This window comes from Silanimonas sp. (assembly GCF_027531545.1).
Lineage (GTDB): Bacteria > Pseudomonadota > Gammaproteobacteria > Xanthomonadales > Xanthomonadaceae > Silanimonas.
On the sequence record NZ_JAPZSC010000006.1, the window covers coordinates 118,762 to 137,667 of the forward strand.

The following is an 18,906-nucleotide window of genomic DNA, read 5'->3' on the forward strand; positions in this document are numbered from 1 at the left end:
TCGCATGCTGCCTCTTGTCGCGCTGGTCGGTCGGCCGAACGTCGGCAAGAGCACGATCTTCAATGCCCTGACGCGCACGCGTGACGCGCTGGTCCACGACCAGCCCGGCGTCACGCGCGACCGCCATTACGGCGTGTGCCGGCTTGATCCGACGCACCCCTTCGCCATCGTCGATACTGGCGGCCTGTCGGGCGAGGAGATCGGCCTCGCCGGTGCCACCGCCAAGCAAGCGCGGGCGGGCGTCGAGGAGGCGGACCTCGTCGTGTTCGTCGTGGATGCCCGCGAAGGGCTGGCCGCGCTCGACCGCGAGATCATCGGTTGGCTGCGCAAGACCGGCAAACCGCTGGTTCTGGCCGTCAACAAGACCGACGGACTCGTCGAATCCGACTGCATGGCGGAATTCGCGAAGTTCGGCATCGCCGACGCGCTCCCGCTCGCGGCCTCGCACCAGCGCGGCGTGCCCGACCTCGTCGAGCTCGTGCAGTCCCGGCTGCCGGCGGATCGCGATCTCTCGGTGCTGGAAGACGACCCGCAGCGCATCCGCGTGGCGTTCGTCGGCCGACCGAATGTCGGCAAGAGCACGCTGGTGAACCGCATGCTCGGCGAAGAGCGGATGATCGCCTCCGACGTGCCGGGCACCACGCGGGATTCCATCGCCGTCGACCTCGAGCGCGACGGCAAGCTCTACCGCCTGATCGACACCGCTGGCCTGCGGCGCCGCGGCAAGGTCGAGGAGGCCGTCGAGAAGTTCAGCGCCTTCAAGACGCTGGCCTCCATCGAGCACTGCCAGGTCGCCGTGGTGCTGGTGGACGGCACGGAAGGCATCACCGACCAGGACGCCACCGTGCTCGGTCACGTGCTGGAAGCCGGCCGTGGCCTCGTCGTCGCGGTCAACAAGTGGGACGGCCTGAGCACCTACGAGCGCGAGCAGAACCGCGTGTTGCTCGAACGCAAGCTGATGTTCGCGCCCTGGGCCGAGCGCATCACCATCTCCGCCCTCCACGGCAGCGGCCTGCGCGAGTTGTTCAAGGCCGTGAACCGTGCCCATGCCTCGGTGACGAAGACCTTCGGCACCAGCGAGATCAACCGTGCGCTGGAAGTGGCGTACGAAAGCAATCCGCCGCCATCGGTGCGCGGCCATGCGCCCAAGATGCGCTATGGCCACTCCGGTGGCAGCACGCCGCCGACGTTCATCGTCCACGGCTCGCGCCTGAAAGGCTTGCCCGAAAGCTACCGGCGCTACCTCGAGAACTTCTTCCGCAAGCGCTTCAATCTCGTCGGCACGCCGGTGAAGTTCGAGTTCCGCGAAGGCGAGAACCCCTACGAGGGCAAGAAGAACGTGCTGACCGAACGGCAGGTGGCGAAGCGCCGCCGGCTGATGCGCTTCTCGAAGAAGCGCTGACGGCGCGGCCGTTCCATGGCCGCCCGGCCCTTCGATCCTTCCTTGCAGGCGTTGGCGATCCGGCGCATGGGAGCCGCGCACCGCACGGATGCCGAGCGCGTGCCGCTGGCCCGCGCCCGCGGCCGCGTGTTGGCGGAAGGCATTCCCGCTGCCGCGCCTTCCGGGACCCTGTTGCCCGCGGGACATCGGCTGCGTCCTTCCGATCTTGGATTCTTGGCCGCGCGAGGCCTGGCGGAAGTGCCGTGCGCGCGGCGACCGACCGTCGCAGTGTTCAGCAGCGGCGACGCGCTGCGTCCGCCCGGGCAGGCGCTCGGCGCGGGCGAGCGTCACGATGCCGCCCGACCCGTGCTGCTGGCCTTGCTGCAGGCGATGGGACTCGATCCCGTCGCTTGGCCGATCCTTCCGGGTGACCCGTCGCGCGCTGCACCAGCCTTGCACGACGCCGCCCAAGCGTTCGACGTCGTCATCGCCTGTTCGGAAGCGGATGGTGAGCGCGGCCCCCGGCTTTCGACCCTGATCGAAGGTTCCACCGCGGCGCCGTTCGGCGAACGTGCTCCGCGTGCGGTGCTTCTCTCGCTGCCCGACGATCCGGAGCGCCTCGAGGCGATGTGGCCGGCGACCGGCGAGGCGTTGATCGAGGCCATGCAGGGCGTGGCCGGTGGGTTTCCTTCGGAGTGCGAGGTGGCGGCGGTGGCGGCTTTGGTGGCCGGCGGTGCGCACTTCTACGACGTGCGCGAGGCCGAAGAGCATGCCCACGGCCTGCCCGCCGGTGCGCTGCCGCTACCGCTATCGGCCCTCGAGGCGGGTGACGCCGTACTCCCCGCGGACGGCGCTCCGCTCCTGCTGATCTGCGCGCGCGGCCAGCGGTCGCAGCGCGCGGCCGAGCTGCTGCGCGAGCGGGGATTCGACGACGTCGCCAGCGTTCGCGGTGGATTCGACGCTTGGCGGTCCGCCGGATTGCCGCTCGCGTCGGGCGATGCTTCCTCCGCCGTCCCGACCTTCGACGCCGATGCGCTCGCGCGCTACGACCGACACCTCCGTCTGGCCCAGGTCGGCGCCGCAGGCCAGCAACGCCTGATGGCCTCGCGCGTGGTGCTGGTGGGGGCCGGCGGGCTCGGTTCGCCAGCGGCGTTCTACCTCGCGGCAGCGGGTGTGGGCACGCTGGTGATCATCGACGACGATCGGGTCGAGCGCAGCAACCTGCAGCGCCAGATCCTGCACACCGACGCCGCGGTCGGCTCGCCGAAGGTGGTTTCGGCGCGCGAGCGGCTGCTCGCCCTGAATCCCCGTCTGCGCGTGGAGGGCGTCGAGGCGCGCCTCCTTCCGGAAAACGTCGAGGCCCTGCTCAGCGGCGCCGATGTCGTCATCGATGGCAGCGACAACTTCGCCACGCGTTACCTCGTCGACGCGGCCTGCCGCCAGCTGGCGGTGCCGCTGGTGTACGGCGCGGTGGAGCGCTTCACCGGCCAGGTGTCGGTGTTCGATGCCGGCCGGCAGCGGGGCAGGGCGCCCTGCTATCGCTGCCTGTTCCCGGAGCCGCCGGGCGCCGACGCCGCACCAAACTGCGCCGAGGCCGGGGTGCTGGGCGTGCTGCCGGGGCTGATCGGGATGCTGCAGGCCACCGAGGCACTGAAGCTCCTGTTGGGTATCGGTGATCCGCTGGTGGGGCGCCTGCTCACCGTCGATGCGCTCGGCATGCGCTTCCGCGAATTGGCGCTGGCGGCTGATCCCGACTGCCCGGGCTGCGGTGCCCACGCCGTGTTCGACGGCTACGCCGCGATCGAGACCTTTTGCGCTTCGCGCTAACGGCGTGAATGTGGCATGCGATAATCCGCCGCTTTCCAGCACGGACCCGAAACCCCGATGAGTGCGCGCCTGCTCGACGGCAAAGGCATCGCCGACCGCTTGCTCGATGATCTCGCCGCCCGCGTGCAGGCCCGGCTCGCGGCCGGTCAATCGCGCCCGGGCCTCGCGGTGGTCCTCGTCGGCGACGATCCGGCATCGGCGGTGTACGTGCGCAACAAGCGCCGCGCCTGCCTGAAGGTGGGCATCGAGGCCCACGACTTCGACCTGCCCGCCGACACCAGCGATGCCGAGCTGATCGCGTTGATCGACCGTTTGAACGCGGATCCCGGCATCCACGGCATCCTGCTTCAGCTCCCGCTGCCCGGCGGCCGCGACGGCCGCGAGATCATCCAGCGCATCGACCCGCGCAAGGACGTCGACGGTTTCCATCCGGAGAACGTCGGCCGCCTCGCGCTGCGGCAGTTCGGCCTGCGCCCGTGCACGCCGCGGGGCATCACCACCTTGCTCGGCTACACGGATCGCCCGGTGCGCGGCGCGAACGCCGTGGTGGTCGGCGTGAGCAACCACGTCGGCCGCCCGATGGTGCTCGAATTGATGATCGCCGGCTGCACCGTGACGGCATGCCACAAGTTCACGCCGCGCGAGGTGCTGCAGCGGCAGATCGAGCAGGCCGACATCCTCGTCGTCGCCGTGGGCCGCCCGGGCATCGTGCCCGGCGAGTGGGTGAAGCCGGGCGCGGTCGTCATCGATGTCGGCATCAACCGGATGGACGACGGGCGCCTCGTCGGCGATGTCGGGTTTGACGTGGCGCGCGATCGGGCCAGCTGGATCACCCCGGTGCCCGGCGGCGTGGGGCCGATGACGGTCGCCACCCTGATGCAGAACACTATCGAAGCCGCCGATGCGGCCGATCGCCCCGGTCACGAGCTCTACACCTACGCCCGATAGGCTGGCCGCATGACCGTTTCGACCCCCGCCGCCGCCGCTCTAGTTCGCCCCACGCTGCGCGCGGTGGGCCTCGCCCTGTTGGTGCTGCTTGTCGCCGGCTGCAGCTCGATCGTCGGCAAGGCCACCCAGCGCCTCGCCGACAACCTCGGCAGCGCCGTGTTGAACGCCGACGACCCGTCCACCGTCCGTGACGGGCTTCCTGCCTACCTGCTGCTGCTCGACGGCCTGCTTGAGGGCGACCCCGAGAACGTCGGCACGTTGCTCGCCGCGGCGAACCTCAACGGCGCCTACGCCGGCAACTTCACCGGCAGCGACAGCGAACGGGCGAAGCGGCTGGCAGCCAAGGCGCTGGCCTATGCGAAGCGCGCCACCTGCCTCGAGGAAGAGGCGCTCTGCGCGACGCTCGAGGGCAATCCGGACGATTTCGCCGCGGCGCTCAAGGCCGTCGGCGACGAGCGCATCGGCCTGATGTACGGGCTCGCCGCGGCCTGGGCCGGTTACATCCAGGCGAACCGCGACGACTGGGGCGCGGTGGCGGACCTGCCCAAGGTGGAGGCCCTGCTCCAGCGGGTGGTGGCCATCGATGCGAACCACGACGGCGGGCTGCCGCTGGTCTATCTCGGCGTGCTGAACTCGCTCCGGCCCGAGGCCGTCGGCGGCAAGCCCGAGGTGGGCAAGGCTTACTTCCAGCAGGCGATCGACGCCTCCGAAGGGCGCAATCTGTACGCCAAGACGCTGATGGCGGAGTTCCATGCGCGCCTGGTCTTCGACCAGGACCTGCACGACCGCTTGTTGAACGAAGTGCTGGCCGCCGACCCGAAGGCGCCGCGCTACACGCTGATGAACACGCTGGCCCAGGCGCGCGCGAAGGCGCTGCTGGAGTCCGGCAAGGACTATTTCTGAAGGACGCCCCCCGATGATCCGCCGTCTCCTGCTCTCGATCCTGCTGCTGGCGTTCACGCCGGCGCTGCTCGCCCAGACCCAGACCCTGCGTCTCGCCACGCTGGCTCCGGACGGTTCGCCGTGGATGCGCGAGCTGCGTGCCGCGGCGGAACAGGTGAAGGCCGAAACCGGCGGCCGCGTGGAGATCCGCTACTTCCCGGGCGGAGTGATGGGCAATGACCAGGCCGTGCTGCGCCGAATCCGCCAGGGCGGCCAGCTTCAGGGCGGGGTACTCACCTCGAGCGAACTGTCGCTGGTTTATCCGGACGCGCCCGTCTACACGCTGCCGTTCATGTTCGCGAACTGGTCTGAAATCGACCGCGTGCGGCCGAAGGTCGATCCGCTGCTCGCGACGGGCTTCGCCGAGCGCGGCTTCCACATGCTGGGCGCCTCGGGCGTGGGCTTCGCCTACCTGATGAGCGCCAAGCCGATGGCCGGCGTCGAGGATGTCCGGCGCGCGAAGCTGTGGGTGCCGCAGAACGATGCCGTCGCGGAGATGACCTTCCGCGAGGGCGGCGCGAGCCCGATTCCGCTGCCGATCGGTGACGTCTTCACCAGCCTGCAGACCGGCATGGTCGACATGGTGGCGAACACGCCGGCCGGCACCGTGGCCCTGCAGTGGCACGGCCGCTTGAAGACGCTCTACGACCTGCCGTTGGTGTACGTGGTGGGCTTCATCGTCGTCGACCAGCGCGCGTGGTCGCGCATCGCGCCCGCTGATCAGGCCATCGTCGACCGCATCTTCAAGGCCGCGTCCGCGCGCGTCGACCAGACGATCCGCCGCGACGACGTGGCCGCGCTGGAGGCCATGAAGAAGCAGGGGCTCACCGTCGTGACGCCGACGCCGGCCGATGCCGAGTACTTCCGCGAGGTGGGTCGTCGGGTGCTCGCGCGGCTCGAGGCGGAGCAGGGCATCAGCCCGACCATCCTGAAGGCCATCCGCGACGCCAAGGCCTCCGGCACGGCCCCGGCGGGCGGCCAGCCTTGAGCGAAGGCGCGCTCCAGCGCGTCTTGCGCGTCTTGCATCGTGCCGAGGACGCCGTGCTGGCCACGGCCTTGGGCGGACTGCTGCTGCTGGCCGTGGTGCAGATCGTGCTGCGCGTTGGTTTCGACGCAGGCTTGGCGTGGGCCGAGGCGATCAGTCGCGCCGGCGTGCTCTGGCTGGCGATGCTCGGTGCCTTGGGGGCGGCGCGCCAGCAGCGCCACATCGCCGTGGACGCGATTCCGCGCCTGCTCCCCGATGCAGCGTGGCGGGCAGTGCACGTGCTCACCCAGTTCGCTGCCGCGGGCCTCTGCGGCTGGGCGGCGTGGGTGGGCTGGGGCCTGATGGTGTCCGAGCGCGAGTTCCCGCTGCCCTTCGTCGCCGGCATCGAAAGCTGGGTGCCGATGCTGGTGCTGCCGTTCGGCTTCGGCCTGCTGGCCCTGCGCTTCGTGCTCTCGGCCTTCGCGCCGCGGCCCATCGACGAGCCGGCGCCGTGAGCCTCGAGCTGCAGATCGGCCTGCTCCTGTTGCTCGCCGCCCTGGGCATGCCGCTGTTCGCGGTGATCCTGGGCATCGCGCTGGTCGGCCTGCAGGCCGCCGGCTACGAGCAGGCGGCACTCACCGAGTTCTACGGCCTTGGCGACATGCCGGGCCTGATCGCAATTCCGCTGTTCACGCTCGCGGGCTATCTGCTCAGCGAAAGCGGTGCGCCGAAGCGGCTGGTGCGGCTCTCCGACGCGCTGCTCGGCAGCTTGCCGGGCGGGCTGGCCATCGTCGCGATCGTCGCCTGTGCATTCTTCACGGCGTTCACCGGGGCCTCGGGCGTCACCGTGGTGGCGATGGGCGCGCTGCTGTATCCGGCCTTGAAGGCCGCCGGCTACCCGGACCGCTACAGCCTCGGCCTGGTCACGGCGGCGGGCAGCCTCGGCCTGCTGTTCGCGCCGTCGCTGCCCCTGATCCTCTACGGCTTCGTCGCGGCGCCGATCGCCACGAATCCCACGGTCAGCGTGCAGGACCTGTTCCTCGCGGGCCTGTTGCCGGGGGCGCTGATGCTGGTCGTCCTGTCTGCCCACGCGATGTGGGTGGGGCGAGGCGTCCCCTCGACAGGCAAGGCCTTCGATGCCCGCGAGCTGTGGGCGGCCGCCAAGGACGCGCGCTGGGAACTGCCCTTGCCGGTGGTGGTGCTGGCTGCGATCTACCAAGGCGTGCTTGCGGTCAGCGAAGTGGCGGCGCTCACCGCTGCCTATGTGCTCGTGGTGACGCTGCTGGTGCGTCGCGAGCTGGCCTTCCGCCAGTTGCCGGGCGTGATGGCCGAAGCCATGCGGATGGTGGGCGCCATCCTGCTCATCCTAGGTGCCGCGCGGGCCCTGTCGAACTGGTTCATCGACCAGGACGTGCCGGGCCGGCTCTACGCCCTCGTCAGCACCCACATCGACAGCCCGCTGGAATTCCTGCTGGTGCTGAACGTGTTTCTGCTGGTCGTGGGCATGCTGATCGACATCTTCTCGGCCATCGTCATCCTGACCCCGCTGCTGATGCCGCTGGCCGCCCAGTTCGGGGTCCACCCCGCCCACCTGGGCATCGTGATGCTGGCGAACCTGCAGTTGGGCTATTTCACGCCGCCGGTCGGTATGAACCTGTTCATCGCCGCCTACCGGTTCAAGGTGCCCGTCACGACGCTGGTCCGCGCCACGCTGCCTTTCCTGCTGCTCCTGGGCGCCTCCGTGCTCCTGATCACCTGGTGGCCGGCCCTGTCGCTGGCCCTGCTGGAGACCGGCGGAACCGGTTAGAATGTCGCGCTTCCCAGTTCCGGAGCAGTCCATGCTGCGTATCCAGGCGGAAGCCCTCACGTTCGACGACGTCTCCCTGATCCCGGCCCATTCGGCCGTGCTGCCCAAGGACGTCTCCCTCGCCACCCGCCTCACGCGTGGCCTCTCCCTGAACCTCCCGATCGTCGCCGCCGCCATGGACACCGTGTCCGAGGCGCGGCTCGCCATCGCGATGGCGCAGCTGGGCGGCATCGCCATCATGCACAAGAACATGAGTGTCGAGCGGCAGGCCGCCGAGGTCGCCGAGGTCAAGAAGTTCGAGGCCGGCGTCATCCGTGAGCCCTTCACCGTGACACCGGGCACGACGGTGGGTGAAGTGCTGAAGCTCACCGCCGCGCGCCGCATCTCCGGCGTGCCCGTGGTCGACAACGGCCAGCTTGTCGGCATCGTCACCGGTCGCGACATGCGCTTCGAGACGCGGCTCGACGCGCCGGTGAGCAGCATCATGACCGGCAAGGACCGCCTCGTGACCGTGCGCGAAGGCGCGACCGATGAAGAGGTCCTTGCCAAGCTGCACCAGTACCGCATCGAAAAGGTGCTGGTGGTTGATGACGCCTTCGCCCTGCGTGGGCTGATCACCGTCAAGGACATCCAGAAGGCCCGCGACAACCCGAACGCCGCGAAGGATTCGAGCGAGCGCCTCGTCGTCGGTGCGGCCGTCGGCGTCGGTGGCGACACCGAAGCGCGCGTCGAGGCCCTCGTGGCCGCCGGCGTTGACGTCATCGTCGTCGACACCGCGCACGGCCATTCGCAGGGCGTGCTCGACCGCGTGGCATGGGTGAAGAAGACCTTTCCGCAGCTGCAGGTCATCGGCGGGAACATCGTTACGGGCGAGGCGGCATTGGCGCTCGAGGCGCACGGAGCCGACGCGGTGAAGGTGGGCGTGGGCCCGGGCTCGATCTGCACCACCCGCATCGTCGCGGGCGTGGGCGTGCCGCAGATCACCGCCGTGGGCATGGTGGCCGACGCACTGAAGGGCCGCATCCCGCTGATTGCCGATGGTGGCATCCGCTACTCGGGCGACATCGCCAAGGCGATCGTGGCCGGCGCCTCGAGCATCATGATCGGCGGTCTGTTCGCCGGCACCGAGGAATCGCCGGGCGAGATCGAGCTCTTCCAGGGCCGCAGCTACAAGAGCTACCGCGGCATGGGCAGCCTCGGCGCCATGCAGCAGGGCAGCAAGGACCGCTATTTCCAGGACGCCTCCGACGCCGACAAGCTGGTGCCGGAAGGCATCGAAGGCCGCGTGCCGTACCGCGGCCCGCTGGCGAACGTGGTGCACCAGCTCGCTGGTGGCCTGCGCGCGTCGATGGGTTACGTCGGCTGCGCCAGCATCGAAGAGATGCGCACCAAGCCGAGCTTCGTCCGCGTGACCAACGCCGGCACCCGCGAAGCCCACGTGCACGACGTGCAGATCACCAAGGAACCGCCGAACTACCGGCAGTAAGCGATGACCGACATCCACAGCGACAAGATCCTGATCCTCGACTTCGGCGCGCAGTACACGCAGCTGATCGCCCGCCGCGTCCGCGAGCTGGGCGTCTACTGCGAGATCTGGGCCTGGGACCACGACCCGTCCGACATCGCCAAGTTCGCGCCCAAGGGCATCATCCTGTCGGGCGGTCCGGAGTCGACCACCGAAGCCGGCTCGCCGCGCGCGCCGCAGCCGGTCTTCGACCTCAAGGTGCCGGTGCTCGGCATCTGCTACGGCATGCAGACGATGGCCATGCAGCTCGGCGGCCTCGTCGAAGGTGGCCATGACCGCGAGTTCGGTTACGCGGAAGTGGAAGTGGCCTCGGCCTGCCGCCTGCTGGATGAGCAGAAGGACCACCCGGGCACGCCGCCGCGCATCGACGTGTGGATGAGCCACGGCGATCGCGTCACCCGACTGCCCGAGGGCTTCAAGATCACCGCCCGCACGCACAGCGTGCCGATCGTGGCGATGGCCGACGAGGCCCGTCGCTACTACGGCGTGCAGTGGCACCCGGAAGTGACGCATACCAAGCAGGGCACCGAGCAGCTGCGCCGCTTCGTGGCGGAGATCTGCGGCTGCGCCACGCTGTGGACGGCGGCCAACATCATCGAGGACCAGATCGCCCGCGTGCGCGCCCAGGTGGGCGACGACGAGGTGCTGCTGGGCCTGTCCGGCGGCGTCGATTCCTCCGTGGTGGCCGCGCTGTTGCACCGGGCCATCGGCGAGAAGCTCACCTGCGTCTTCGTCGACACCGGTCTGCTGCGCTGGAACGAGGGCGACCAGGTGATGGCGATGTTCGCCAACAACGCCGAGAAGGGCGGCATGGGCATCAAGGTCATCCGCGTGAACGCCGCGGAGCGCTTCTACGGCGAGCTCGCCGGCGTGCAAGACCCGGAGGCCAAGCGCAAGATCATCGGCCGCCTGTTCGTCGAGATCTTCGAGGAGGAATCGAAGAAGCTCTCGAACGTGAAGTGGCTGGCGCAGGGCACGATCTACCCCGACGTCATCGAGTCGGCCGGCAGCAAGACCGGCAAAGCGCACGTGATCAAGAGCCACCACAACGTGGGCGGCCTGCCGGAGCGCATGCACCTCAAGCTGGTCGAGCCGCTGCGCGAGCTGTTCAAGGACGAGGTTCGCCGTATCGGCGTCGAGCTCGGCCTGCCGCGCGAGATGGTGTTCCGCCATCCGTTCCCGGGCCCGGGCCTTGGCGTGCGCATCCTCGGCGAAGTGAAGCGCGAATACGCCGAGATCCTCGCCCGTGCCGATGCCATCTTCATCGAGGAGCTGCGCAAGGCGGGCTGGTACGACAAAACCTCGCAGGCTTTCGCCGTGTTTCTGCCGGTGAAGTCGGTGGGCGTGGTCGGTGATGCCCGCGCCTACGAGTGGGTGATTGCGCTGCGCGCGGTTGAGACCATCGACTTCATGACCGCGCACTGGGCGCACCTGCCGTACGAACTGCTCGACGTCGTGGCCCGCCGCGTCGTCAACGAGCTGCGGGGCGTCAGCCGCGTGGTCTACGACATTTCCGGCAAGCCGCCCGCGACCATTGAATGGGAGTGAGTGAGGCCGACCAGCACTGGATGCGCCACGCCCTCGAGCTCGCCCGAAAGGCCGAGCGCGAGGACGGCGAGGTGCCGGTCGGTGCCGTGCTGGTCGCTGCCGACGGCACGCTGTTGGCGGAGGGTGGCAACCGCAACATCACGGAACATGACCCCAGCGCACACGCCGAGATCGTGGCGATGCGCAGGGCTGGGCTGGCTCTGGGAAACCATCGTCTGCTCGGCGCTACGCTCTACGTGACGCTCGAGCCCTGCGCGATGTGCGCGATGGCGATGGTGCATGCGCGTATCGCCCGCGTGGTGTATGCGGCGACTGACCCCAAGACCGGTGCAGCCGGCAGCGTCTTCGACCTGCTTTCCGACCCGCGCCACAACCACCGCGTGGCGGTCGAGGGCGGAGTCCTGGCCGACGAGGCCTCGGCCATGCTGACGGGCTACTTCCGCGCCAAGCGCGCGAAGGGCTGATTCAGCCGTTGCGCCGGCGCTTCGCCAGCGCGATGTCGAGTTCGGTGTCGAGGCTTCGCACTGCCATGCTCACCTCGCGGCCCATCGCGACGGCGGCGCCGAGGAGGCAACCCATGCCGAGGATGGCCAGCACCGTGGCGATGATGCCGATCCGGGCCTCCACCAGCGCGCCGCCGGCCAGGGCGAGGCTGGTGCCGATGAAGCATCCCAGCGCCACGTAAAGCATCCAGCAGGCGCGCAGCACCAGCGCGGCGCGGCGGCGATGCTCGGCGATCTGCGTTTCGTGCTCGGACAGGGGCGGGGCTTCGCCGTCGGGATCGCCCTCGCCGAGCACCAGCAGCCGGAGACGGTCGACCACGCGGGCCAGCCGTGCGTTGGCCGAAATCAGCAGCGAGCCGGTCGCGGCCATCAACAAGGCCGGGGCAAGCATCGCGCCGATGACGGTGGGGTGGGCTAGGGTGTCGGTCAGCGGCATCGGAGTCTCCGGAACGCCCGGATGATCGCGCAGCGCCCGGCAGACTGACAAACGGCGTCAATTCAGGTGGCGCGCGGCACGGGACGCGGCCGGAAGCCTGAACGGAGTCGTTACACTCAGGTGATGACGAAGCCAGCCCCCGATGACGCCCGCCTGATCTGGATCGACCTCGAGATGACCGGGTTGGATCCGATGTCCGACTCCATCATCGAGATCGCCACGATCGTCACCGACCGTGATCTCAACGTGCTGGCCGAGGGGCCCTCGCTGGCCGTCCGCCATGACCTCGCCACTCTTGAGGCGATGGACGAGTGGAACCGCGGAACGCATCGGAAGTCCGGGCTGTGGGATCGCGTGCTGGCCAGCCCGCACTCCTTGGCCGAGGCCGAGGCGCTCACCTGCGATTTCCTCTCGCCGTGGATCGCCGCCGGCAAGTCGCCGATGTGCGGCAATTCCATCTGCCAGGACCGGCGCTTCCTCGCCCGCCTGATGCCGCGGCTCGAGAAGTGGTTCCACTACCGGAACCTCGACGTCTCGACGGTGAAGGAGCTCGCGCGTCGTTGGGCGCCGGGCGTCCTCGACGGCATGCAGAAGCAGGGCGCCCACACGGCCTTGGCGGATGCCCGGGAGTCCATCGAGGAACTCAGGCACTATCGTCGCCACATGGGTGCGCTCGGCGGCCAGATCGGCTGACCGGCGCGCCCATCCGCGACGCACCGGGAGGGAGGCATGCGGATTGCTGCACTGGCACCGGCGCTGGCCTGTTGGCTGGCGCTGTTCCTCGGCTTGGCCACGGGCACGGCGGCCGCGATGGATTCGAAGCCGCTCGCGGCGTACGCGCGCGACGTCTGGACCACGCGCAATGGCCTGCCGCACAACCAGGTCAACGACATCGCCCAGACCGAGGACGGCTACCTCTGGCTCGCCACCTGGGAGGGTCTCGTCCGCTACAACGGCCAGGATTTCACGCTGTTCGGGCCTCAGAACGTCGAGGCCTTCACCGACCAGGGCATCCGCAGCATCTCCACCCGCGTGCCGGGCAAGTTGGTGGTCTCCACGTCGCGCGGCGGCGTGATGATCCGCGAGGACGGCGAGTGGCGACGCGTTGGCGTCGCCGAAGGGCTGGCGCAGGAAGAAACCATGCGCGCCGAGTTCGATGCGCAGGGTCGCCTGTGGGTGGCGCACGAAAGCCAGGGCCTCGTGCGCATCGCGCCGGACGGAACGGCGACGCCGTTCGGTGTCGAGCAGGGCCTGCCCTCGGGCCAGATGTTCGCGCTGATGATCGATGCCAACGACGTGGTCTGGGCCGGCAGCGCGGAAGGCCTCGTCCGCATCGAGGACGACCGCGTCCAGGCCTTCGGCACCGCGGACGGCATGCCCCAAGGCGCAGTCTACGCGATCGTCGCGGCGCCGGACGGCGGCCTGTTCCTTGGTACGCACCACGGCGTGTGGCGTGGCCGCAACGGCGAGTTCCGCGTGCATGAGGCCGGTTTCTCGGATGACGCCGTGCCGAGCCTCGCCATCGATCCGCAGGGCAGCCTGATCGCGGGCACGGTGAACCGCGGCGTGTTCCGCGCGAAGCCCATCGGGCTCGAGCGTTTCAGCCGCGCCGGCGGCTTGCCCAACAACCGCGTGCCGGCCCTGTTCGTCGACCGCGAGGGCTCGATCTGGGTCGGCACGAACGCCGGCCTGCTGCGCTTTGCCGACACGCCCTTCGGCAGCTACGACACCTACCAGGGCCTGGCCGACAACTACGTGCGATCGGTGCTGCAGTTGCCTGACGGCAGCGTGCTGATCGGCAGCAGCGGCGGCCTGGATCGCTGGAAGGACGGTCGCATCGAGCCGGTGTCGAGGGAGGAGGGCGGCATCGGCAACGAAGCCGTGCTGAGCCTCGCGCACGGCCGCGACGGCAGCGTGTGGGTGGGCATGTATTCGCTGGGCCTCTACCAGTTGCGCGACGGCAAGGTGGTCAACCAGCTCGGTGCCGGCGACGGCCTGCTGGGGCCGCAGGTGCGCGCGATCTTCGAGGCCCGAAATGGCGATCTCTGGATCGGCACCAGTTCGGGGCTGTTCCGTCGCCGCGCCGATGGCCGCATCGACCGCTTCGACGAACGCGACGGTTTGCCGCGGAACTTCGTCGTGGCCCTGCACGAAGGGCGCGATGGGCGGCTCTGGATCGGCACCTCGAACGGGCTGGCCGTCCGCGAAGGCGAACGCTTCCGCGAGGTACCGATCCGGCAATTGTTCGACGCGCAGGATGTGTTCGGCATCCACGAGGATGGCGAGGGCAGCCTGTGGCTCGCCACCGATCGCGGCCTGCTTCGCCTGAAGGACGACGTTCTCAGCGGCGTCGGCGTGCGCCACGGCCTGCCCGTCGCGACGCTGTTCCAAGTGGTCGAGGACGGCTACGGCAATTTCTGGTTGACCTCGAACCGCGGCGTGTTGCAGGTGCCGCGGCAGCAGCTCGAGGAAGTCATCGAGGGGCGGCGCGAGCGGCTGGATGCGCTCAGCTTCGCGGAGGCCGATGGCCTCGCCAGTGCGCAGTGCAATGGTGGCGCCGGACCGGCCGCCATCCGCGCGGACGACGGCAGCCTGTGGATCGCCACCGCGCGTGGCGTCAGCGTGGTGCAGCCGGACCAGCTCGCGCGCTACCAGCGTCCGCCGCCGCCGGTGATCATCGAGAGCATCCGCGTGGATGCCCAGGCCCGCCCGGCGGAAGGGCGCCTCGTGCTGAGCCCGTCGGAGAGCCGGCTCGAGATCGACTTCGCCAGCCTCAGCTACCGGATGCCGGAGCAGATCCGCTACCGCTACCGCATGGCGGGTCTCGACGAGGGCTGGACCGACAGCGGCGCCGTGCGTTCGGCGCGCTTCAACCACCTGCCGCCCGGCAAGTACCGCTTCGAAGTCAGCGCGGAGACCCGCGGCAGCGGCACCAGCAGCGATGTCATCGGCATCGAGGTCGAAGTGCAGCCGCGCTTCTGGGAGCAGCCGCTGTTCCTCGTGCTGGGCGGGCTGTTGCTTGCCCTCGGCCTCTACTGGGGCTATGCGCTCCGGGTGGACGCCCTGCAGCAGCGCGAGCGGGAACTCAGCCGGCTGGTCGAGGAGCGTACGCAGACGCTGACGCGGCAGAACACCGAGCTGGAGCGTCTCGCCGAGACCGTTCGCGAGCAGAGCAGCGCCTACGAGCTCCAGGCGCGCACGGATGCCTTGACCGGTCTGCCGAACCGCCGGCACATGGAAGAACGTCTCGCGGATTGCTTCGCGGAGGCGCAGCGCGACGGCAAGCCCTTGTGCCTGGGCGTGCTCGACCTCGACCATTTCAAGGACATCAACGACAACTTCTCGCACGCGGCCGGCGACCAGCTGCTGCAGGAGGTCGCGCGGGTGATGTCGGACGTGATGGGCGGCGACCACAACCTCGCGCGCTGGGGTGGCGAGGAGTTCGCCCTGCTGTTCGTCGACGCCACGCTTGAACAGGCCGCGGACTCCGCCGAACGCATCCGCCGACGCATCGAAGCCATCGATACCAGTGCTTTCGCGCCCGGTGCGCGCGCCTCGGCGAGCATCGGCTTGGCCAGCCGCACGGGGTTCACGCACCACGAGCGGATGATCTATCGCGCCGACGAGCGGCTGTATGCCGCGAAGCGCGCCGGACGCAACCGCGTCGAGACCTGAGCCGCCGGGCGTGCCCGGTGGACGGCGCCTCAGCGGTCGCCGTCGTCCAGCGCGTCCTGTACCGCTTTCGGAAGGCCCGAAGGCGGCGTGCCGTGGTGGTACACGTGCAGGTCGCGCTGCGGAAACGGAATCGACAGGCCACGCTGGCGCAGCTCGCGATGGATGCCTTCGAGCAGCTCGCTCTTCGCCGCCAGCACGTCGCTGGTGGCCACCCACGCCCGCAGCGTCAGTTGCACGCTGCTCTCGCCGAGTGCAGACACCAGAACGTCGGCGGATGGGTCCTTCAGCACGCGCTCGTTGGCGCTCGCGACGTCCAGCAGCGCCGATCGTGCCGCCGACAGGTCGTCGTCGTAGCCGACGCCCACCACGAGGTCGAGACGACGCGTGGGGCGGCCCGTGAAGTTGATGATCGGCGCCGTGGTGATCTGGCTGTTGGGCAGCACGATCACGCGGTTGTCGATGGTGCGCATCTGGGTCTGGAACACGCGGACCTGCTCGATCGTTCCTTCCAGCCCGGCGATCTGCACGTAATCGCCGGCCTTGAACGGGCGCAACAGGATCAGCATCACGCCCGAAGCGAAGTTCGACAGCGAATCCTTCAGTGCCAGCGCGATGGCGAGGCCGGCCGCACCGAGCACCGCCAGCAGCGATGCCGGGTTCACGCCCATCTGGGCCAGCGCCGCGATGATGACGACGATCAGCAGGCCGAAGTAGGCGATGTTGCGCAGGAAGCCGACGAGGATCGGGTCGGCGTTCGAGCGCTCCAGCACCCGCGCGAGGCCGTTGCTCAACTTGCGCGCGATCCAGACGCCGACGACGAGGATCAGCGCGACCGATAGCAGCTTCAGGCCCCAGGCCTCCAGCAGCCCGGCCCAGTCGGCTTTCTCAAACCGCGACTGCAGCTTGGCCCAGAGCCCGACCGCTTCCGCGGTCGAGGTCGGCAGGATCGGCGTCACAGCGCTCAGCCCTTCTTGTGCTGGGCGAGGCGCAGCCAGGTGTCGACGACGGTGTCCGGGTTCAGCGACACCGATTCGATGCCCTGGTCCATCAGCCACTCGGCGAGGTCCGGGTGGTCGCTCGGGCCCTGGCCGCAGATGCCGACGTACTTGCCCTTGGCGCGAGCCGCCGAGATCGCCATCGACAGCATCTTCTTGACCGCCGGGTTCCGTTCGTCGAACAGGTTGGCGACGATGCCGGAATCGCGGTCAAGGCCCAGCGTGAGCTGGGTCAGGTCGTTCGAGCCGATCGAGAAGCCGTCGAAGATGTCGAGGAACTCGTCGGCCAGCAGGGCGTTCGAGGGCACTTCGCACATCATGATGACCTTCAGGCCGTCCGGGTTGCCGGACTTGCTGCCCTGCACGAGGCCGTTGGCGGCCAGCGTGTCGATCACGGCCTGGCCTTCCTCGAGCGTGCGCACGAAGGGGATCATCACCCACAGGTTCTTCAGGCCCATCTCGTCGCGGACCTTGCGGACGGCGCGGCACTCGAGCGCGAAGCAGTCCTTGAAGTCCGGGTGGATGTAGCGCGAGGCACCGCGGAACCCGATCATCGGGTTCTCCTCGTGCGGCTCGTAGGCCGCACCAGCGATGAGGTTCGCGTACTCGTTCGACTTGAAGTCGGAGAGGCGGACGATGACGGGGTAGGGCGCGAAGGCCGCCGTCAGCGTGGCGATGCCCTCGACGAGGCGCTCGACGTAGAAGCTCACCGGGTCGGCATAGCCGGCGATCAGCGGATCGATCTGCGCGCGGATGTTGGCCGGCTGCTTGTCGTACTCGAGCAGGGCGCGGGGGTGCACGCCGATCTGGCGGGCGATGATGAACTCGAGGCGGGCGAGGCCGATGCCCTGGTGCGGCAGCTGCGCGAAGTCGAACGCACGCTCCGGGTTGCCCACGTTCATCATGATCTTCAGCGGCGCGGGCGGCATCTTGTCGAGGTCGGCGACGACCCGCTCGAAAGGCAGCTGGCCGGCGTAGATGAAGCCGGTGTCGCCCTCGGCGCAGCTCACCGTCACCAGCGTGCCGTCCGGAATCACCTTCAGCGCATCACCGGTACCGACGACGGCCGGCACGCCCAGCTCGCGCGCGATGATCGCGGCGTGGCAGGTGCGGCCGCCGCGGTTGGTGACGATGGCGGCCGCGCGCTTCATCACCGGCTCCCAGTCGGGGTCGGTCATGTCGGCGATGAGCACATCGCCGGGCTGCACCTTGTTCATCTCGGCCACGCTGCGGATCACGCGGGCGATGCCGGTGCCGATCTTCTGGCCGATGGCGCGGCCCTGGGCGATCACTTCGCCGCGCTGCTGAAGGCGGAAGCGCTCGATCTGGGTGGCACGGGCGCGCGACTTCACCGTCTCCGGGCGGGCCTGCACGATGTAGAGCTTGCCGGTGATGCCGTCCTTCGCCCACTCGACGTCCATCGGACGGCCGTAGTGCTTCTCGATGACCAGCGCCTGGCGCGACAGCTCTTCGATGTCGTGGTCGCTGATGGAGAAGCGGTTGCGCAGCTCGGCCGGCGTGTCTTCGGTGCGAACGCGCTCACCCGGCGCCTTCGAATACACCATGCGGATCTGCTTGCTGCCGAGCGTGCGGCGCAGGATGGCCGGGCGGCCGGCTTCGAGGTTCGGCTTGTAGGCGTAGAACTCGTCCGGGTTCACCGCGCCCTGCACGACCGTCTCGCCGAGGCCGTAGCTGGAGGTGACGAACACGACGTCGCGGAAGCCCGATTCGGTGTCCAGCGTGAACAGCACGCCCGAGGCGCCGACGTCCGAGCGCACCATCAGTTGCACGCCGGCCGACAGGAACACGTCCTCGTGCTTGAAGCCGTGGTGCACGCGGTAGGCGATGGCGCGGTCGTTGTAGAGCGAGGCAAAGACTTCCTTCACCTTGTGCACGACATCGTCGGCGCCGGTGACGTTGAGGAAGGTCTCCTGCTGGCCGGCGAAGCTGGCGTCCGGCAGGTCCTCGGCGGTGGCCGAGGAGCGCACGGCCACCGAGATTTCGGCCGCACCGGCCTCTTTGCACATGCGCACGTAGGCGTCGCGGATCGCGGCATCGAGCGCCTTCGGCAACGGGGCGTCGATCACCCAGCCGCGGATCTCGGCGCCCGCGCGGCCCAGTGCGTCGACGTCCTCGACGTCCAGCGTGCCGAGCTTCGAATAGATGCGATCGTGCAGGTGGTTCTCAGCGATGAATTCGCGGAACGCGTCGGCGGTGGTGGCGAAGCCGCCCGGCACCGAGACGCCCAGCTGGGCGAGGTTGCCGATCATTTCGCCGAGCGAGGCATTCTTGCCCCCCACCTGCGGAAGATCGGTCAGACGAAGGTCGTTCAGCCAAAGGACGTGGGCGTTCAAG

15 protein-coding genes are annotated in these 18,906 nt (G+C 69.2%); 12 read left to right on the forward strand and 3 right to left on the reverse strand.

What is annotated here, in order from left to right; all coding sequences use genetic code 11:
• Positions 1–4 precede the first annotated feature (4 nt).
• The 10 genes from der to tadA all read left to right on the forward strand — a co-directional run bounded on the left by der (position 5) and on the right by tadA (position 11,406).
• The gene (gene der / locus O9280_RS04860) at positions 5–1,402 is read left to right on the forward strand and encodes a ribosome biogenesis GTPase Der (protein WP_298339525.1); all 1,398 of its coding nucleotides are present in this window, start codon (positions 5–7) and stop codon (positions 1,400–1,402) included.
• Positions 1,403–2,044: 642 nt separating this feature from the next.
• Entirely contained in the window at positions 2,045–3,208 is a 1,164-nt protein-coding gene (gene moeB, locus O9280_RS04865) for a molybdopterin-synthase adenylyltransferase MoeB (protein ID WP_298340606.1), read from the forward strand.
• 57 nt (positions 3,209–3,265) lie between these two features.
• The gene (folD, locus tag O9280_RS04870; RefSeq protein WP_298339529.1) at positions 3,266–4,156 is read left to right on the forward strand and encodes a bifunctional methylenetetrahydrofolate dehydrogenase/methenyltetrahydrofolate cyclohydrolase FolD; all 891 of its coding nucleotides are present in this window, start codon (positions 3,266–3,268) and stop codon (positions 4,154–4,156) included.
• A gap of 9 nt (positions 4,157–4,165) precedes the next feature.
• Entirely contained in the window at positions 4,166–5,059 is an 894-nt protein-coding gene (locus O9280_RS04875; protein WP_298339532.1) for a TRAP transporter TatT component family protein, read from the forward strand.
• Positions 5,060–5,072: 13 nt separating this feature from the next.
• Positions 5,073–6,086 carry a TRAP transporter substrate-binding protein DctP gene (gene dctP, locus O9280_RS04880; RefSeq protein WP_298339535.1) on the forward strand — a complete coding sequence of 338 codons (1,014 nt, stop codon included), beginning with the start codon at positions 5,073–5,075 and terminating at the stop codon, positions 6,084–6,086.
• The gene (locus tag O9280_RS04885) at positions 6,083–6,577 is read left to right on the forward strand and encodes a TRAP transporter small permease (protein WP_298339538.1); all 495 of its coding nucleotides are present in this window, start codon (positions 6,083–6,085) and stop codon (positions 6,575–6,577) included. Before dctP ends, O9280_RS04885 begins: the two co-directional genes overlap by 4 nt.
• Positions 6,574–7,869, forward strand: coding sequence for a TRAP transporter large permease subunit (locus O9280_RS04890; RefSeq protein ID WP_298339541.1), 1,296 nt, complete (start codon positions 6,574–6,576; stop codon positions 7,867–7,869). Before O9280_RS04885 ends, O9280_RS04890 begins: the two co-directional genes overlap by 4 nt.
• Before the next feature lie 31 nt (positions 7,870–7,900).
• Positions 7,901–9,355, forward strand: a complete 1,455-nt coding sequence (gene guaB, locus O9280_RS04895) for an IMP dehydrogenase (RefSeq protein WP_298339544.1) — start codon at positions 7,901–7,903, stop codon at positions 9,353–9,355.
• Positions 9,356–9,358: 3 nt separating this feature from the next.
• Complete coding sequence (gene guaA, locus O9280_RS04900; RefSeq protein WP_298339546.1) at positions 9,359–10,942, forward strand: glutamine-hydrolyzing GMP synthase; 1,584 nt, start codon at positions 9,359–9,361, stop codon at positions 10,940–10,942.
• On the forward strand, positions 10,933–11,406 hold the full coding sequence (tadA, locus tag O9280_RS04905; RefSeq protein ID WP_298339549.1) for a tRNA adenosine(34) deaminase TadA: 474 nt from the start codon (positions 10,933–10,935) through the stop codon (positions 11,404–11,406). Before guaA ends, tadA begins: the two co-directional genes overlap by 10 nt.
• Before the next feature lies 1 nt (position 11,407).
• Here the strand turns inward: tadA and O9280_RS04910 are convergent, their stop codons facing one another.
• Positions 11,408–11,881 (reverse strand): DUF2721 domain-containing protein, encoded by a 474-nt coding sequence (locus O9280_RS04910; protein WP_298339551.1) that lies wholly within the window; start codon positions 11,879–11,881, stop codon positions 11,408–11,410.
• 123 nt (positions 11,882–12,004) lie between these two features.
• Between O9280_RS04910 and orn the strand changes: the two genes are divergently transcribed.
• Positions 12,005–12,574, forward strand: a complete 570-nt coding sequence (gene orn / locus O9280_RS04915; RefSeq protein WP_298339554.1) for an oligoribonuclease — start codon at positions 12,005–12,007, stop codon at positions 12,572–12,574.
• Between the two features lie 36 nt (positions 12,575–12,610).
• Positions 12,611–15,556, forward strand: coding sequence for a ligand-binding sensor domain-containing diguanylate cyclase (locus O9280_RS04920; RefSeq protein WP_298339558.1), 2,946 nt, complete (start codon positions 12,611–12,613; stop codon positions 15,554–15,556).
• A gap of 29 nt (positions 15,557–15,585) precedes the next feature.
• On the opposite strand, the gene O9280_RS04925 is transcribed toward O9280_RS04920, so the two are convergent.
• Together O9280_RS04925 and ppsA are read right to left on the reverse strand one after the other, a co-directional pair.
• The gene (locus tag O9280_RS04925; protein ID WP_298339561.1) at positions 15,586–16,512 is read right to left on the reverse strand and encodes a mechanosensitive ion channel domain-containing protein; all 927 of its coding nucleotides are present in this window, start codon (positions 16,510–16,512) and stop codon (positions 15,586–15,588) included.
• Between the two features lie 5 nt (positions 16,513–16,517).
• On the reverse strand, positions 16,518–18,905 hold the full coding sequence (ppsA, locus tag O9280_RS04930; protein ID WP_298339564.1) for a phosphoenolpyruvate synthase: 2,388 nt from the start codon (positions 18,903–18,905) through the stop codon (positions 16,518–16,520).
• Between the last annotated feature and the right edge of the window lies 1 nt (position 18,906).

Excerpts from the sequence above, each read along its gene's own strand:
- der (WP_298339525.1), top strand. The coding sequence starts at position 5 with ATGCTGCCTCTTGTCGCGCTGGTCGGTCGGCCGAACGTCGGCAAGAGC.
- moeB (WP_298340606.1), top strand. The coding sequence starts at position 2,045 with ATGCAGGGCGTGGCCGGTGGGTTTCCTTCGGAGTGCGAGGTGGCGGCG.
- O9280_RS04875 (WP_298339532.1), top strand. The coding sequence starts at position 4,166 with ATGACCGTTTCGACCCCCGCCGCCGCCGCTCTAGTTCGCCCCACGCTG.
- O9280_RS04920 (WP_298339558.1), top strand. The coding sequence starts at position 12,611 with ATGCGGATTGCTGCACTGGCACCGGCGCTGGCCTGTTGGCTGGCGCTG.
- guaB (WP_298339544.1), top strand. The coding sequence starts at position 7,901 with ATGCTGCGTATCCAGGCGGAAGCCCTCACGTTCGACGACGTCTCCCTG.
- dctP (WP_298339535.1), top strand. The coding sequence starts at position 5,073 with ATGATCCGCCGTCTCCTGCTCTCGATCCTGCTGCTGGCGTTCACGCCG.
- folD (WP_298339529.1), top strand. The coding sequence starts at position 3,266 with ATGAGTGCGCGCCTGCTCGACGGCAAAGGCATCGCCGACCGCTTGCTC.
- guaA (WP_298339546.1), top strand. The coding sequence starts at position 9,359 with ATGACCGACATCCACAGCGACAAGATCCTGATCCTCGACTTCGGCGCG.
- orn (WP_298339554.1), top strand. The coding sequence starts at position 12,005 with ATGACGAAGCCAGCCCCCGATGACGCCCGCCTGATCTGGATCGACCTC.
- O9280_RS04910 (WP_298339551.1), bottom strand. The coding sequence starts at position 11,881 with ATGCCGCTGACCGACACCCTAGCCCACCCCACCGTCATCGGCGCGATG.
- tadA (WP_298339549.1), top strand. The coding sequence starts at position 10,933 with ATGGGAGTGAGTGAGGCCGACCAGCACTGGATGCGCCACGCCCTCGAG.